This is a genomic window from Streptomyces sp. NPDC006265, from assembly GCF_040613555.1.
Taxonomy (GTDB): domain Bacteria; phylum Actinomycetota; class Actinomycetes; order Streptomycetales; family Streptomycetaceae; genus Streptomyces.
On sequence record NZ_JBEXSH010000103.1, the window covers coordinates 1 to 15992 of the forward strand.

Genomic DNA, 15992 nt, shown 5'->3' on the forward strand with positions numbered 1-15992 from the left:
ACTCGCGGCCGAGCTGTCGCCGTGAGGCGGCACGGCCACGCTCAGCCGCAGCCGCTCGCCGCCCCGGCCGTCCACGGGCGGCTCCGGCAGCTTCACCTCGGCGGTCTCGCCCGGCGCGAGCGCCGGCACCGACAGCGAGCCCGACTCGACCGTCTCGCCGTCCACCTGGCACGACCACTCGAAGGCCAGGGCGGACAGGTCGGCGAAGTCCTGCTTGTTGGTGATCCGCACGATGCCGTTCGCGCCGCTCCCAAGCTCTCGGCTTCGCTCGAGCAGGGGGGACCCCCAGCCCTCGATGTGGACCGGCTCGATCACCTTCTTGTACTCGATCAGGCCCGGCGACGGCGTCCGGTCCGGGAAGACCAGCCCGTCGCAGACGAAGTTGCCGTCGTGCAGCTCCTCGCCGAAGTCACCGCCGTAGGCGTAGCCCAGCTCGGGGTGCCTGACGCCGTGGTCGATCCACTCCCAGATGAACCCGCCCTGGAGCCGCTCGTGCTTCTCGAACAGCTCCTGGTAGTCGGCGAGCCCGCCCGGGCCGTTGCCCATGGCGTGCCCGTACTCGCACTGGATGAACGGCAGTTCGCGGCGCTTGTGCGTACCGCCGTCGAGCCGCTGCCCGATTTTGTCGACCTCGTCGTGGAAGGCGTACATCCGCGAGTACACGTCCGTGTCGCGGCAGTTCCAGTCGCCCTCGTAGTGCACCAGCCGCTCGGGGTCGCGGTCGTGGATCCACTCGGCCATGGCGGTGAGGCCGCGGCCGGTGCCGGCCTCGTTGCCCAGTGACCAGAACACGATCGACGGGTGGTTCTTGTCCCGCTCGACCATGCGCGCGGCGCGGTCCAGCAGGGCCGGGGTCCAGCGGTCGTCGTCGACCGGGTTGTCCCGCCAGTCCTGCTCGGTGAAGCCGTGGGTCTCCAGGTCGCACTCGTCGATGACCCACAGGCCGTACTCGTCGCACAGGTCGAGGAAGGCCGGGTGCGGCGGGTAGTGCGAGGTGCGCACGGCGTTGAGGTTGTGCCGCTTCATCAGCAGCACGTCCTCGCGCATGGTCTCCAGGTCGAGGGCGCGGCCCTGCTCGGGGTGCCACTCGTGGCGGTTGACGCCCTTGAAGAGGACGGCCTTGCCATTGACCTTGACGAGCCCGTCCTGAAGGACGACGGTTCGGAAACCGATCCGCAGCGGCACCCGCTCGCCCTCGGTGGCCAGCACACCGTCGTAGAGCTTCGGCGTCTCGGCCGTCCACGGCTCGACGGCGACCGTCACCGGCTCGCCGGTCGCGACGTCGATGCCCAGGGCCGGGACGGTCATCCGCCCGTCGACGTCGGAGTCGACGCGCAGGGTGCCCTCGCCGGTGGTGTGGTCGTAGGAGGCGTGCACGAAGAAGTCGCCGACGCTGCCCGCCGGGCGGTGCAGCAGCGTCACGTCACGGAAGATGCCCGGTAGCCACCACTGGTCCTGGTCCTCCAGGTACGACCCCGCCGACCACTGGTGCACGCGCACGGCGAGCACGTTGGAGCCCGGCCTCAGCAGCTCACCGACCGCGAACTCGTGCGGCAGCCGGGAGCCCTTGAACTCGCCGAGCTCCGTGCCGTTCAGCCAGACGCGGGCGCAGGACTCGACCCCGTCGAAGCGCAGCACCGCCCCGCCGTCCGACGGCCAGTCGGACGGCAGGTCGAAGACGCGCAGATGGTCACCGGTGGGGTTCTCCGTCGGGACGTACGGCGGGTCCACCGGGAAGGGGTAGAGGTGGTTGGTGTAGATCGGGGAGCCGAACGCCCCGTCGCCCTGGAGGACCCAGTGCCCGGGGACCGTGACCTCGGCCCAGTTCCCGGCGTCGTAGCCCTCCTCGGCGAACGAGTCGTCCTCCGCGCCGGCGGTGGCCGAGAGCCGGAAACGCCAGCTGCCGTTCAGCGACAGGGACCGCGCGTCCGAGGACGCGTACCAGGCGCGGGGCGGCAGGGCCCCGCTGCCCGGGGAGACGTCCTCGACGTAGTCGACGGATGGGGTCGTGCGGAAAGACATCGGTCTCCTAGCTCAGCCCTTGATGCCGGTCTGTGCGATCCCCTGCACCAGCCAGCGCTGGAGGAAGAGGAACACGAACACCAGGGGCAGGATGGAAAAGGCGGTGGCCATGAAGATCATGTGGAAGACGACGGTCTGGTTGGTCATGTAGTTGGAGAGCGCGACCTGGACGGTCCACGAACCCGGGTCCTGGCCGATGACCAGCGGCCACAGGAAGGAGTTCCAGCCGTTGATGAAGGTGATGGTCGCCATCGCCGCGAAGAAGTTCAGCGAGTTGGGCACCACGATGCGCCAGTAGGCACCCCAGTAGCCCAGTCCGTCCACGCGCGCCGCCTCCTCCAGCTCCTTGGGGAACCCCAGGAAGTACTGCCGGAACAGGAAGCAGGTGAAACCACTGAACAGACCCGGGATGATGAGACCCCGGTAGGTGTCCACCCAGCCGAGCGACGACACCAGGACGAAGCTCGGGACGAAGGTGACCGCCGTCGGGACCATCAGGGTGCCCAGGACGACGTAGAAGACCTTGTTGGCGTGCTTGTACGGAATGCGGGCCAGGCCGTAGCCCGCGAGGGAGCAGACCAGCAGGACGCCGACGGTGTGCAGGGTGGCCACGATCGCCGAGTTCCACAGGGACTGGGCGTAGGGCACCGTCTCGTCGGTGAAGAGTTCGCTGATGTTGCCCCACTGGATGTCCGTGGGGAAGAACTGCCAGTTCTCTCCGGTGATCTCGGCCTCGGTGGAGAGGGCGTTGCGGATGATCAGGTAGAACGGGATCAGGAAGAGGAAGCCGGCGATCCCGGTGGCTATGTAGAGGCCGGTGGAGCTCATCACGCCGCCACCGCGCTTGTCGCGGCGGGGCTTGCCTGACGACGGCGCGGGTTTGCGCACCTCGGGCATCGTGGTGGTCACTTGGACTCCTCCCCCCTTCCGAAGCCCATGAACTTGCCCTGGAGCAGGGTCACGGCACAGATCAGCACGGTCAGGATGACCGCACCCGCGCTGCCGGACCCGTAGTCCTGGCTCTCGCCCAGGGCCTTGTAGTACAGCTCGACGAGGGGCGGACGGCCCCACGTGGTCTTCGACAGGAGGTTGTAGAACTCGTCGAAGGCCTGGTAGGCGGCGATGAGCAGCAGCAGGACCACCGCCGTGGACGTGGCGCGCAGCTGGGGCAGCGTGATGTACCGGAAGGTCTGCCAGCCCGGCTTGGCGCCGTCGATGGCGGCGGCCTCGTACAGCTCGCCCGGGATGTTCTGCAGCGCCGCGATGAAAAGGATCATGAAGAAGCCTGACTGCAGCCAGAGCCGTGCGGTGACGATGACCAGCCAGTACCAGGGCGGGTTGGGGTCGGACAGCCAGGCGATGTTCTCGACCCCGAACCAGCTCAGGACCGTGTTCATCAGGCCGAAGCGGACCCCGCTGAAGATGGACATCTTCCAGATCAGTGAGGCGGCCACGTAGCTGCACGCGGTCGGCAGGAAGAAGACCGACCGGAAGAACGCCCGCATGAAGCGCAGCCGGTTCACCAGCAGGGCCAGGCTCAGGGAGAGCGCCCAGGTGGTGGGCACGATGAACGCGGCGAAGACGGTGAACGTGACGAGTGAGCCGACGAAGTCGTCATTCGTCAGCATGTACACGTAGTTGTCGAAGCCGATGAACTTGTCGGGCGTGACGGTGAAGCGGGCCTCGAAGAAGCTGAGCCAGAGGCTCCACAGGATCGGGGCGTAGACGAAGATCCCCAGGCCGATGAGGAACGGCCCGGTGAAGAGCCAGAAGTTGAAGGTGGGGCTGCCCCGCAGACCCCGCCGCGGCTTGGCCGGTGAGGCCTGGGCCGCGGCGGGGCGCGCGAGGTCGCGCGTCTTGGTCGTCGACATGTCCTGGTCCGTCCCGCGGCCTATCCGAACAGCTTCTTGAGCTCGCGGTTGACGGCCGCGTCGCACTTGTCGAGGGCGGCCTCCGGGTCCATGTTCTTGCGGACGCAGTTGGCGAAGACGTCCTCGAAGGAGGTGCGCATGGCCTGGGTCCAGCCGATGTTGTCGAAGTGCCCGAACTCGTTGAAGAGCTTGACGCCCTCGGCGGCGTTGCCCGACTTGAGCTTGTCGGCGGACTCCGCGATCGAGCTACGCGGCGGAATGTGGAAGCCGTACGAAGTGGCCCAGTCCTCCTGGTACTGCTTCTGGTCGATCCACAGCCACTTGACGTACTCCTTGGCGGCCTCGACGTTCTTGCCCTTGGCGTTGACGAACATCGACCAGCCGCCGTTGTAGACGGACTGCTTGCCGGAGTCCGTGACCTTCGGGAAGGGGAAGACCCCCCAGTCGTCGCCGAGCGCGTCCTGGATCGCCGGCATCGCCCACATTCCGCAGAACTGGATGGCACACAGACCCTGATTGAACGAGGAGGGGTCCCAGGACTCGGTCGGTGCGCCGAGGAGAAGGTCGCCGCTGGTGAACAGCTTGCGCATCTTCTTCAGGCCCTCGATGACGCCGTCCGTGTGGTAGGCGATCTCGTTCTTCTCGTCGAGGTGCTGGGCGCCGGCCGACCAGATCAACGTGTCGTTGACGCTGTGCAGGTCGTTGCCCATGTACAGGCCCTTGACCTTGCCGGTGGTGAGCTTGGCGGCGGCCTCCATCAGCTCGTCGAGCGTGGTCGGCACGTCGACGCCCGCCTTCTCCAGCATCGACTTGCGGTAGAAGAAGAACTGCGGGTCGTCGATCATGCGGACGCCGTATATCTTCCCGTCCACCGTGTGCGACTTGATGTCCGCAGGGTTGAAGTCGTCCTTGACCGGATCGATGATGTCGGTCAGGTCGGCCACCTGCCCGCTCTTGATCATCTGTATCTGCGGGTGGAACTCGAACAGGTCGGGCGCGTTGTCGGTGAGCAGCGTCGCGAAGAGCTTGCTCTCGAAGTCGGCGCTGGTGATCCACTGCGTGGTCACGTTGGCCTTGTCGTAGGCCTTCGCGTACTTCTTGATGGCCTGCTCGGTACCGGCCTCGCCGTACGCGTGGAAGTACTGGACCAGGTTCTTGCCCGACCCCGACCCACCGCCCCGTCCGGTGTTGCTGCCGCACGCGGCGAGTCCGCCGGCGGCGGCCAGGCCCATCGCGGCCCGCAGTACGTTGCGGCGGTCCCAGTTCATGTTGCTCGATGCCGACATGCTGACGTCCTTGTCTCGAGTGCGGCTGCGGCTCTGCGGCTCACTGCCTGATGGCTCACGGCCCGGGGGCTCGCGCCAGATGGCTCAAAGAGAGGTGCGGTGCGGGACGCTAGAGCTTCGGCTAAGGCTTCGGCAAGGGGTTGGACGAAGTCTGTGCGAAGCGTTGTGTCCGGTTCGCTATTTCGAACGCGTGGGGAGTGCGGAGGAGTTGGTTCCGCCGCTACGAAGGTGTGGTGGTACGGCTCCTCGCGGGGGCGGTGCGTTTGCCGTTCTTCTGCCCGACGGTCTGGAGGGCACCTTCGAGCGCGAACGTGGCCGCGCCGAGGCACACCGGGTCGGTGGGGATCGGGGAGAGAACGACTTCGGTGGCGGCCAGCGGCCGTGGCAGCGCGTGCCGGGTCACGGCCTCGCGCACCTCGTGCAACAGCGGCTCGCCCAGGGTGCGGGCGACCCAGCTGCTCAGCACGACGATCTCGGGGTTGAACAGGTTGACCAGGTCCGCGACGCCGGCGCCCAGGTAGCGGGCGGTGTCGTGGACGACCCGGCGCGCCACGGGGTCGTCCGCCGCGACCCCACGGGCCAGGGCGTCGATGGTCGCCGTCTGGTCCTCGGCGTGCAACAGCGGGCTGTCGGGGCTGAGTTCGCGCAGGTTCAGCATGATGCCGCGCGCACCGACGTACGCCTCCACGCAGCCGTGGTTGCCGCACCGGCACAGGCGTCCGTCCAGCACCATCGTGGTGTGGCCCCACTCGCCGGCGCTGTTGCTGACCCCGCGGTGCAGTCCGCCGCCCAGGACGAGACCGGCGCCCACACCGGTGCCGAGGTTGACCACCACGGCGTTCCCGTGCCCGCGCGCGGCCCCGAACCACAGCTCGGCGACCGCGCTGGCGCGCAGCGGGTTGTCCAGGTACAGCGGATAGGCGATGTGCTCGGTGAGCAGCTCGAGGAGCGGTACGTCGTGCCAGTCCCAGTTGGGTGCGTACTCCGAGGTGCCGGTCGCGCGGTCCACCTGCCCCGGCACGCTCACACCGACCCCGAGCACCCGCGCGCCCTCGATGCCGGCCTGAGTGACCACCGAGCCGACGGCGGTGGCCACATGGCCCACCACCTGCTCGGGCAGGCTCTCGCTGGGCCGGACGTCCTCCTCGGCGCGGGCCAGCACGTTCAGCCCGAGGTCGAACAGCTCGACGTGGACGTACGTCTCGGCGATGTCGACGCCGATCAGCGCGCCGCCCGAGCTGTTGACGGCGACCAGGCCCCGGGGGCGGCCGCCCGCCGAGTCCTCGAAGCCGACCTCGGTGATCATGCGGAGGTCGAGCAGCTCGCCGACGAGGGTGGCGACCGTGGCGAGACTGAGGCCCGTGGCGGCCGCCAGCTCCTGCCGGGAGGTGGGTGACTCCGCGATGATCTGGCGCAGCACCTCGTAGCGGTTCGCGGTGCGGATGTCACGTGATGTGCGCTTCACCGGGGTGCCCCATTCCTTCCCAGACCGGCCGGGCCGGGTCGACGTCAGCACCGGCGCGGCGCAAGGCTATGGTCTGCCGGGACTTTCGACAAGGGGTTTGGAAAGGGGCTTTATAAAGTGCCCGCCTGCTGAGGGCCGGTGGTGGCCGGGTGTGGCCTGCCCATGATGCCTCAGTTCGGGTGCGTCAGCCCCCGGTGGCCCGGCCCCCGTCCTCGACGGGGGTGCCCGTGGGGTGCGCCGCCGCCTCGCCCGGGGGGCTCGCGCCGGCGACCGCGGCGGCCAGCTGTTGCTGCACCTGCTCCGGCAGCGTGCTGCCACGCACGGTGCCCACCAGGTCCTGGGCCAGGTGGTGCAGCTTGGTGTTGGTGTTCTGGGAGGTCCTGACCAGGACGCTCCAGGCCGCCTCGGGGCTCAGGCTGAAGGAGGCCATCAGGATGCCGCGGGCCAGGTCGATGGTGGGCCTGGTCTGCATGGCGCGGCGCAGCTGGGTGACTTCGGCGCGGAGGTTCTGGCCGTCCTCCTCCGGCGGGTCCTCGGTCGGCGCGGCCGGGGGCGCGGCGCTTTCCGGCCGGCCGGAGTCCGCGAACAGCTCCCGCGTGCCGGTCAGGTCGAGCAGGCGCTCGACCGCGATGCCGCAGGACCGGACGGTGACCGTCTTGCCCTCGTCGACCGCGCGGGTGCGCAGATCCAGCAGTGCGTTGAGGCCGGAGCAGTCGCAGAACCCGACCGCGTCCAGACGCAGCTCGATGCCGGTGCCGGACAGGGAGAGCATCTCGTACAGCTCGGGGAGCAACCGCCGGCTGCCCAGATCCAGTTCGCCCCACATCGTCACGGTCATGCGGTCGCCGTCCGGGGCGACGTCCATGGTCGCCATGCAGGGCGGGATCGCCGCCGGCGCACTGTCGACCGCCGTGGGTACGGCGTTCTCCTGTGTGTGAGACCGCGCAGAGTACGCAGGCTCCGGCATGGCCCTGTTCTCCCTTGCTCTGTTCGCCTTGCCTCCGCTTCCAGCGTTGCCTCTCTACCCCACACCCGTCAACGGATACATGAAATGAAGTACGTGTTTTTGGGTGCGTGAATGTTCTGTCGCTAGAGTTGGGCCATGGATGGAGTGCCCGAGTCACACACCGGATGGACGTTCCTCACCAACCATGCCCGCGTGCTGGCCGCCATTGCCGACAATCACAGTGCTCGTATCCGGGACATCGCGGCCCACTGCCGGCTCACCGAGCGAGCGGTACAGAAGATCATCGCCGACCTGGAGCAGGACGGATACCTCTCCCACACCCGGGAGGGGCGCACCAACACGTACCGAATCGATCCCGGCAAGGTGCTGCGCCACCCGGCCGAGGCGGGTCTGACCGTCGCCTCCCTGATGTCCCTGCTCGTCAAGGACGAGGCCGCCCGCGTCACGACCTCCGCGACCGGCGGCCTCCCGCGCGCGGCGACCTGACCGACGGGGTGGACAAGTCCCTGCCCTGGCGCAGGCCTTCCCTGGCCCGGGCATGAGCAGCCCCCGGCCCCGTGCGGGCAGCTGCCGCCCGGGCTCGGGCAGTCCCGCCTCCGGTGCGTTGTTCCCGTCTCCGGCGCGGGTGATCCCCGCCCCTGGGTGCGGGTAGCCGTCGGCCCCGTGCGGGCAGCTGCCGCCCGGGCTCGGGCAGTCCCGCCTCCGGTGCGTTGTTCCCGTCTCCGGCGCGGGTGATCCCCGTCCCTGGGTGCGGGTAGCCGTCGGCCCCGTGCGGGCAGCTGCCGCCCGGGCCCGGGCAGTCCCGCCTCCGGCGCAGGTATCCCCCGGCCCGGGTGTAGGCAGCGCCCCGGTCCCGTGCGGGCAGTCCCTGTCCCGGCTCAGGCAGTCCCCGCCCCCGGTCCGGGGAACTCCTGCCCTCGGTCAGCGAGGGCAGCTCCCGCCCTCACGGGTGCGGGCAGTCCCCGCTCTCAGTGGGGCAGCAGCTCCCCGCGTGCGCCTACGCTTCCGTCCGCGCGAGCACACCCCGCACGAAGGCGTTGGCGAACTTCCGCCGCGGGTCCAGCTCCTGTGTCAGCGCCCGGAAGTCGCCGAGCCGCGGATACAGCTCGCCCAGGGCGGAGGTGGGCAGGGTGAAGACCTTGCCCCAGTGCGGCCGGGCCCCGAAGGGCGCCAGTGCCTCCTCGACCCGGTGTACCACCGGCAGTACCGCCTCCGTGTCCTCGACCCACGTGAAGTGCGCCGCGACGGTGTCCCGGCCGTGGGAGGGGCTGAGCCACTGGTCGTCACCGGCGACCGTGCGCACCTCGCAGGTCTGCAGGACGGGGGCGACGGTCTCCCGGATCGCGTCGAGCGCGTGCAGCATCTCCACGGCGTGCCCGCGCGGCAGCAGGTACTCCGACTGCAGCTCGGCCCCGCTGCTCGGGACGAACTCGGCCCGGAAGTGCGGCAGTCGCTGGTGCCACGGCCCCGGCACACCGAACTGCTCGGTGCAGTTGACCGCGGGCATGCCCGGCACCGGGTGCATCTTCTCGGTGGCGGGAGCGGCCCAGGGGAAGGCGGGCAGCGGCTGGTCGGTGCGCCGCTTGAGCCACACCTGCCGGAAGCCCGGCTCTCGCCAGTCGGTGAACAGGCTGACGCTGTACCCCGTGGCCATCACCGTCTCGAACGCCCCGGAGTCCAGGCCCTCCAGCGGCAGTTCGGTGAACACGTGCTGCTCGACCTCGTAGGTCGGCTCCAGGTCCAGGGTGAGCGCGGTGACGACCCCCAGCGCGCCGAGTGACGTGACGGCCCCGCCGAACCGCTCCTCGCCCCGGCCCACGGTCAGCACCGAGCCGTCGGCCGTGACCAGTTCCACCTCGCGCACGGACACCGAGAGCGGCCCGTTGAGCACCCCCGAGCCATGGGTGCCGGTCGCGACCGAACCCGCCACCGAGATGTGCGGCAGGGACGCCATGTTGTGCAGCGCGAGCCCCTGCCCGTGCACCCGGCGGGCCAGTTCCGCGTAGCGCACGCCGCCGCCGACCCGGACCGTGCGGGCCACCGTGTCGACGTCCACCTCCGGGGGCAGGTCGGCCAGTGACAGCAGGACGCCCTCGGGGCCCGGTTCGGCGATCTCGTTGAACGAGTGCCCGCTGCCCAGCACCCGCACCCGGTCGCCGTCCGCGATGAGCGCCCGCAGCGCGGTGAGCGACCCGGGCCGGTGCAGTTCCTTGGCCGCGTAGGTGATGTTGCCCGCCCAGTTGGTCACGGTCCCGTTCATCGCGTCGTCCTTCCCCGAGGCAGCGGGGACCGGGAAGCCCCCGGGCCGGAACCTACCCCGGCCCGGTGTCCATTGCCGCTGCCGCCCGGCTGGGCCTACCGTGGAGAGGTTGTAGAGAGCGGTTTCTGCCTCCTCAGCTCTCCGTGTGCCGCCGAGCCGGAAGGTCACCTCCTTGAGTCAGCGCCCCCAGGCACTGTTCGCCATGGCCGCCGAGAACGTGCCGCAGGTCTTCCCGCCCGAGGTGCTGGCTCGGCTGCGCACGTGCGTGGACATCGATCCGGACCTCGTGGCCCAGGACTTCACTCACCCGCGCGTCCTCGAGGCGCTGGCCCGGACCGAGATCCTGGTGACCGGCTGGGGCTGCCCCCGGCTCGACGAGGCGGTCCTCGCCGCCGCTCCCCGGCTGCGGGCGGTGCTGCACTCGGCCGGCTCCGTGAAGTCCTTCGCCGGCCCCGGCATCCGGGAGCGCGGCATCACCGTCTCCTCGGCGGCCGTCGCCAACGCGCTGCCGGTCGCCGAGTACACCCTCGCCATGATCCTGCTCGCCGGGAAGGACGTCCTCGCCGCCCGCGACCGGATGCGCACGGCCCGCGCCTCCGCCGGCTGGGGCGTCATCCCCGGCATCGGCAACTACGGCCGCCGGGTCGGCGTCATCGGCGCCTCCCGCATCGGCCGCCGCGTCCTCGAACTGCTGCGCCCCTTCGATCTGCGGCCGGTCCTCACCGACCCGTACGTCGACGAACGGCGGGCCGCGGCGCTCGGCGTCCCCCTGCTGCCCCTGGACGAGCTGCTGCGCACGTCCGGCATCGTCACCGTCCACGCCCCCGAGACACCCGAGACGCACCACATGATCGGCCGCCGCGAGCTGGCCCTGATGCCCGACGGGGCGGTGCTGATCAACACCGCGCGCGGCGCGCTCGTCGACCACGACGCCCTGGTGGCGGAACTGCGTGCCGGGCGCCTCACCGCGATCCTCGACGTCACCGACCCGGAACCGCTCCCCGCCGACTCCCCCCTCTACGACCTCCCCGGCGCGTTCGTCACCCCGCACCTCGCGGGCTCCCAGGGCAACGAGCTGGCGCGGCTCGGCCTGACGGTCGCCGAGGAGGCGGAGCGGCTGCTGGCCGGGGCGGAGCCGGCGTACGCGGTCGACTGGGCGGCGCTGGCACGCGAAGCCTGACATCACGCCGGTGAAACACCGCGAACGGGGCATTCTCCTGACTCGGGGGGACCCGGTACCTGCCCCGCACACCCATGGGCATACCGTGAGGAGTCGTACGTCCGAACCGGGAGGAGACACGGGATGGGCAGCCGTACCGCGCTGGTCGAGGATCTGATGGAGCGGTTCCCGCACGTGCCGCGGGAAGCCGTCTTCAAGGAGGACCTGCTCCGCGGCGGCGTCGCCTTCGACCCGTCCGCGCTCAGCGACAACGAGGGCGGCGAGGTCAAGCCGAAGTCGTACTTCATCTTCTCCTTCGACCACGGCACCCTGCCCGAGCTGGGCGAGGCGGCGCTGCGCCGGCCGCCCGAGGAGATCATCCTCACCGGCGGCCCCTACGACCTGCGCCGCACCGTCGTCTCGGTCCGCGTGAACCCGTCCTCGCCGTACCGCGTCGCCGCGAACGACGACGGTGTGCTCGGCCTGTACCTCGACGGCAAGCGGATCTCCGACGTCGGTGTGCCGCCGATGCCCGAGTACTACCGCCACACCCTCGCCGGCGGGAAGTCGGTCATGGAGGTCGCCCCGACCATCCAGTGGGGCTACCTGATCTACCTGACCGTCTTCCGGGTCTGCCAGTACTTCGGCGCCAAGGAGGAGTGCCAGTACTGCGACATCAACCACAACTGGCGCCAGCACAAGGCCGCCGGCCGGCCCTACACGGGCGTGAAGGACGTCGAGGAGGTGCTGGAGGCCCTGGAGATCATCGACCGCTACGACACGGCGAAGGCCTCCACGGCGTACACCCTCACCGGCGGCGCCATCACCAAGACGGTCTCCGGCCGTGACGAGGCCGACTTCTACGGCCACTACGCCAAGGCCATCGAGGAGCGCTTCCCCGGCCGCTGGATCGGCAAGGTCGTCGCCCAGGCGCTGCCGCGCGACGACGTCCAGCGGTTCAAGGACTACGGCGTGCAGATCTACCACCCCAACTACGAGGTGTGGGACGAGTACCTCTTCAAGATGTTCTGCCCGGGCAAGGAGCGATACGTCGGCCGGGACGTGTGGCACAAGCGGATCCTGGACTCGGCGGAGGTGTTCGGGGCGCGCAACGTGATCCCCAACTTCGTCGCGGGCGTGGAGATGGCGGAGCCGTTCGGCTTCAAGACGGTCGACGAGGCGATCGCGTCGACCACCGAGGGCCTGCGGTTCTTCATGTCGCACGGCATCACGCCCCGCTTCACCACCTGGTGCCCGGAGCCCACCACGCCGCTGGGCAAGGCCAACCCGCAGGGCGCGCCGTTGGAGTACCACATCCGCCTGCTCCAGGCCTACCGGCAGACCATGGAGGACTTCGGCCTCTCCTCGCCCCCCGGCTACGGCCCGCCCGGCGCCGGCAACGCGGTCTTCTCGGTCAGCTCCTTCATGGACAGCCTCCCGGCCGACGAACCCACCGCCGTCTGATAACAGTTCGATGACGTCGTGCCTTTCCGTGGCACGGCATTGAGTCACCGGGCGGCCGCACCCGTATGACACTCCGAGCTCGGAGTCATGGGGTGCGGCCGTCCTGTCGTGATATCTGAACAGGGCGCTTGTCAGTTGTGCGGGAGGCGTGAAAAGCTCTCCCTCTGCCGCGAGGTTTCCCCCAACTCCAATGCCGATGTGGTGAGTTGACCTCGCTTGTGGATGCAGGAGACTCATGCCCGACCTGCCGACCCCTCAGGACGCCACCGAGGCCGCGCTGTTCTCCGAGTGCTGGGACGCGGTCCTCGCCTACGCGGACCTGTGCACCTCCGGTTCCACGGCCGCCGCACAGCTCGGCCGCGAGGCGTTCGCACACGGCATACGCGAGGCCCGCGACGCCGACGCCGGCCCGGTCCGCGGCATCGCCCGCCGCCCGGCCCGGCTGCCCCGCATACCCCTGCTGCTGACCTCCGTACGCACCACGGCAGCGGCCTGGGAGGAGGAGGGGCAGGGCCACAAACTCGACCCCGACCTGCGCCTGTGGCTCAACTCGGACAAGGCCGCCCGCTACACCGGCCCGCCCCTGCAGCGCCCGCTCGCGCTGCGCGGCCTGCGCGATCTGCAGCAGGCGGACGCGGAACTGCTGTGGTTCACCGAGGTGGAGGCGCTGCCGCTGTCGCTGGTCGCCCGCCGCCTGGGCCTCGACCCGGCCGGCGCCGCAGAGGAACTCCAGCAGGTGCGCACCCTGTTCCGGGACCGCTGCCACCGCAACCACCTCGACACACCGATGGACGCCCGGTGCCGCAGCTACGCCCGGCTGCTGGACGCCGTCACCCGCTCCTCCGCCGCCGAGACCCCCGGCGACCTCTCCCGGCACCTTGCGACCTGCGTGCAGTGCGCCGAGGCCGCCGCCTGCCTGCGCCTGCACGGCGGCGCCCTGCCCGGGGCGCTGGCCGGCGGGGTGATCGGCTGGGGCGGCCTCGCCTATCTGGAGCGCCGCCGCCGCGCCGCCGAGGTGCGGCTCGGCCCGGGGCGCCCCGGCTCGGCGGACAAGGCGGCCGGCGAACCGGAGGACGGCGAGCAGAAGGCACGCGTCGCCCGCAACGGCCTCCTCGTGGCCGCGGTCCTGGTCTCCGTGCTGGCCCTCGGCGTCTCCCTGATGCCCTTCGGCGGCGGAGGCGACGACCTCGGCGCGCCCGGCGCCGACCGTCAGCCGGTGGCCGACCCCGCTCCGCCCCTGCCGTCCGCCCCGTCCCTGCCGCCCGCCACCTCCAAGCCGGCCGACCGGACCACCCAGGGCACGAAGCAGCCGGAGAAGTCCGGCAAGCCGGAGGGCAGGAACCGCCACACCGAACCGCAGGGCACCTCCTCGTCCACCGAGCGCCCCGAACCCGACGAGAGCGGGGAGCCCGCCTGCCGGGTCGAGTACGACCTGGTCAACCAGTGGCCCGACGGCTTCCAGGCCACCGTGACCGTCACCAGCGCGGAATCCCTCGACTCCTGGCGCGTCGCCTGGTCCTTCCGGGACGGCCAGAAGGTCGGCCAGATGTGGGACGCCTCCGTCTCCCAGAGCGGCTCCCGCGTCACCGCCACCGCCGCCGACTACAACAAGTCGGTCCCCGCGGGCGGCGACCTGGCCTTCGGCTTCCTCGGCTCCTGGCACGGCAAGAACTCCCCGCCGTACGACTTCGAGGTGAACGGGCACGCCTGCGCGAAGGGCAGTTGACGAACTACCTGTCGTCAGGCCGCAAGCGGCACCTGCTCGCCCTCTTCCGCGTTCTGGTATCGAGCCCAGATCTGGTTCAGCTCATGCTGGTAGTAGAGCGGGAACAGTACGGCCACGATGTAGAGAATGAAGCCGATCCAGGGGTTGCAGCTCCGTTCCATCCCGGCCGACTGCTGCATGCGGGCAATGCGCAGACCGGTGTTGTAGACCGACACGAAGGGGGGAACGATCACCAGCCAGCCGACCGTGACGGCCAGCACGGCCAGCGCCGGATTGACCTCGATCCGCGCATCGAATTCCCGGGCTTCGCGATTCACTTTGTAGTACCAGACCAGGTGGTAGATACCCAGTGTGATCAGCGGCCAGATCAGCCACACGAGAAAGATATTGCGGGTCTTGCCTGCGCGACCTGACATGCTGCACCTCCCGTAATTCCAGTGCACCACGTCCGGCACCCCCGTGCGCGTCGTGCACGACGGGCAGCGAGGAGCCGTCCCCGACGGCCCCGCGAGGGCGGGTTCAATTCCGTGGCGCCCGAGGGGCGCACGCCTCTATGGTGGGGGCGAATCGCGCGGCGGCCTGCGGCTGCCGCCGTCGGCTGTGTGACGAGCAGGAGGTGTGATCGATGGCTGTCTCTGAGATGGGCGCTGCCCGCATCCGGAAGTTCATCAAGTCCACCTCCGTGGCCTCCGGCTGACCTCCTTCTCTCAGCGCCTTCGAGCGCCGTGCCGGGGCCACCCTTGTGAAGGGTCACCCCTTGTCTTTCTCTTCTCTCCCGGGTTCGTCCTCCTCTGTCTCGCATCTGCTCGAGCCGTACGGCTGGGACGCGGGCTGGGAGACCGAGTTCGCCCCGTACGAGGCCGAAGGCCTGCTCCCCGGCCGGGTCGTGCGGGTCGACCGCGGGCAGTGTGACGTCGTCACCGCCGACGGGCCGCTGCGGGCCGACACCGCGTTCGTCACCCCGCACGACCCCCTGCGGGTCGTGTGCACCGGCGACTGGGTCGCCGTCGAACCCGGCGGGAACCCGCGCTACGTCCGCACCTACCTGCCGCGCCGCACCGCCTTCGTCCGCTCCACCTCCTCACAGCGGTCCGAGGGGCAGATCCTCGCGGCCAACGTCGACCACGCCGTCATCGCCGTGTCCCTCGCGGCCGAGCTCGACCTCGGCCGCATCGAGCGCTTCCTCGCGCTCGCCTGGGAATCCGGGGCCCAGCCCGTCGTCGTCCTCACCAAGGCCGACCTCGTGCCGGACGCCGTGACCCGCGCATACCTCGTCCAGGACGTGGAGACGAGCGCGCCCGGAGTCCCGGTCGTGCCCGTCAGCTCCGCCGACGGGGACGGGCTCGACGTGGTCGCCGCGCTCGTCGGCGGGGGGACGTCCGTGCTGCTCGGGCAGTCCGGCGCGGGCAAGTCGACCCTCGCCAACGCGCTGCTCGGCGAGGACGTCATGACCGTCCGGGCCACCCGCGACGTCGACGGCAAGGGCCGCCACACCACGACCACACGCAACCTGCTCGCCCTGCCCGGCGGGGGCGTCCTGATCGACACCCCCGGACTGCGCGGCGTCGGCCTGTGGGACGCCGAGACCGGTGTCGGGCAGGTGTTCTCCGAGATCGAGGAACTGGCCGAGCGGTGCCGCTTCCACGACTGCGCCCACGAGGCGGAGCCGGGGTGCGCTCCAGAGTCACCGTGAAGGAGAACCGGTCCCCCCGGTAGTGGATGACGGCCACGTCCAGCGGCCGCCCCTCGGCGTCGTACGTGACCCCGGTGTA

At 70.2% G+C, this 15992-nt stretch carries 13 protein-coding genes and 1 pseudogene; 5 read left to right on the plus strand and 9 right to left on the minus strand.

The window, feature by feature from the left end:
• From ABZ281_RS11700 to ABZ281_RS11725, 6 genes are all read right to left on the minus strand, one after another.
• Window positions 1-2022 (minus strand): glycoside hydrolase family 2 TIM barrel-domain containing protein (locus tag ABZ281_RS11700; protein WP_356654490.1); only part of this gene is annotated, 2022 nt, incomplete at its 3' end.
• A gap of 12 nt (window positions 2023-2034) precedes the next feature.
• Window positions 2035-2919 carry a carbohydrate ABC transporter permease gene (locus ABZ281_RS11705; RefSeq protein WP_356654513.1) on the minus strand — a complete coding sequence of 295 codons (885 nt, stop codon included), beginning with the start codon at window positions 2917-2919 and terminating at the stop codon, window positions 2035-2037.
• 8 nt (window positions 2920-2927) lie between these two features.
• Window positions 2928-3893 carry a sugar ABC transporter permease gene (locus tag ABZ281_RS11710; RefSeq protein ID WP_356654492.1) on the minus strand — a complete coding sequence of 322 codons (966 nt, stop codon included), beginning with the start codon at window positions 3891-3893 and terminating at the stop codon, window positions 2928-2930.
• Window positions 3894-3913: 20 nt separating this feature from the next.
• Window positions 3914-5179, minus strand: coding sequence for a sugar ABC transporter substrate-binding protein (locus ABZ281_RS11715; RefSeq protein ID WP_356654494.1), 1266 nt, complete (start codon window positions 5177-5179; stop codon window positions 3914-3916).
• A gap of 220 nt (window positions 5180-5399) precedes the next feature.
• Complete coding sequence (locus ABZ281_RS11720) at window positions 5400-6644, minus strand: ROK family transcriptional regulator (RefSeq protein ID WP_356654496.1); 1245 nt, start codon at window positions 6642-6644, stop codon at window positions 5400-5402.
• Between the two features lie 184 nt (window positions 6645-6828).
• Window positions 6829-7518, minus strand: a complete 690-nt coding sequence (locus tag ABZ281_RS11725) for an ANTAR domain-containing protein (RefSeq protein ID WP_356654498.1) — start codon at window positions 7516-7518, stop codon at window positions 6829-6831.
• 228 nt (window positions 7519-7746) lie between these two features.
• On the opposite strand from ABZ281_RS11725, the gene ABZ281_RS11730 reads away from it, so the two are divergent.
• A complete protein-coding gene (locus ABZ281_RS11730) occupies window positions 7747-8097 on the plus strand; it encodes a helix-turn-helix domain-containing protein (RefSeq protein WP_356654500.1) in 351 nt (116 codons plus the stop codon).
• 511 nt (window positions 8098-8608) lie between these two features.
• Here the strand turns inward: ABZ281_RS11730 and ABZ281_RS11735 are convergent.
• Window positions 8609-9871, minus strand: coding sequence for a D-arabinono-1,4-lactone oxidase (locus ABZ281_RS11735; protein WP_356654502.1), 1263 nt, complete (start codon window positions 9869-9871; stop codon window positions 8609-8611).
• A gap of 172 nt (window positions 9872-10043) precedes the next feature.
• Between ABZ281_RS11735 and ABZ281_RS11740 the strand changes: the two genes are divergently transcribed.
• The 3 genes from ABZ281_RS11740 to ABZ281_RS11750 all read left to right on the plus strand — a co-directional run bounded on the left by ABZ281_RS11740 (window position 10044) and on the right by ABZ281_RS11750 (window position 14220).
• Entirely contained in the window at window positions 10044-11051 is a 1008-nt protein-coding gene (locus ABZ281_RS11740) for a hydroxyacid dehydrogenase (RefSeq protein WP_356654504.1), read from the plus strand.
• Between the two features lie 123 nt (window positions 11052-11174).
• Window positions 11175-12494, plus strand: a complete 1320-nt coding sequence (locus ABZ281_RS11745) for a radical SAM protein (RefSeq protein WP_356654506.1) — start codon at window positions 11175-11177, stop codon at window positions 12492-12494.
• 235 nt (window positions 12495-12729) lie between these two features.
• Window positions 12730-14220 carry a cellulose-binding domain-containing protein gene (locus tag ABZ281_RS11750; RefSeq protein ID WP_356654508.1) on the plus strand — a complete coding sequence of 497 codons (1491 nt, stop codon included), beginning with the start codon at window positions 12730-12732 and terminating at the stop codon, window positions 14218-14220.
• Between the two features lie 14 nt (window positions 14221-14234).
• Here the strand turns inward: ABZ281_RS11750 and ABZ281_RS11755 are convergent, their stop codons facing one another.
• The gene (locus ABZ281_RS11755; protein WP_356654510.1) at window positions 14235-14636 is read right to left on the minus strand and encodes a DUF4234 domain-containing protein; all 402 of its coding nucleotides are present in this window, start codon (window positions 14634-14636) and stop codon (window positions 14235-14237) included.
• Window positions 14637-14977: 341 nt separating this feature from the next.
• Here ABZ281_RS11755 and rsgA point away from each other — a divergent pair, with 341 nt between their 5' ends.
• On the plus strand, window positions 14978-15913 hold the full coding sequence (gene rsgA / locus ABZ281_RS11760) for a ribosome small subunit-dependent GTPase A (RefSeq protein ID WP_356654511.1): 936 nt from the start codon (window positions 14978-14980) through the stop codon (window positions 15911-15913).
• Here the strand turns inward: rsgA and ABZ281_RS11765 are convergent.
• Window positions 15891-15992: pseudogene (locus tag ABZ281_RS11765) on the minus strand (GntR family transcriptional regulator); the annotation flags it as partial. The gene rsgA and the pseudogene ABZ281_RS11765 sit on opposite strands and share 23 nt — an antisense overlap.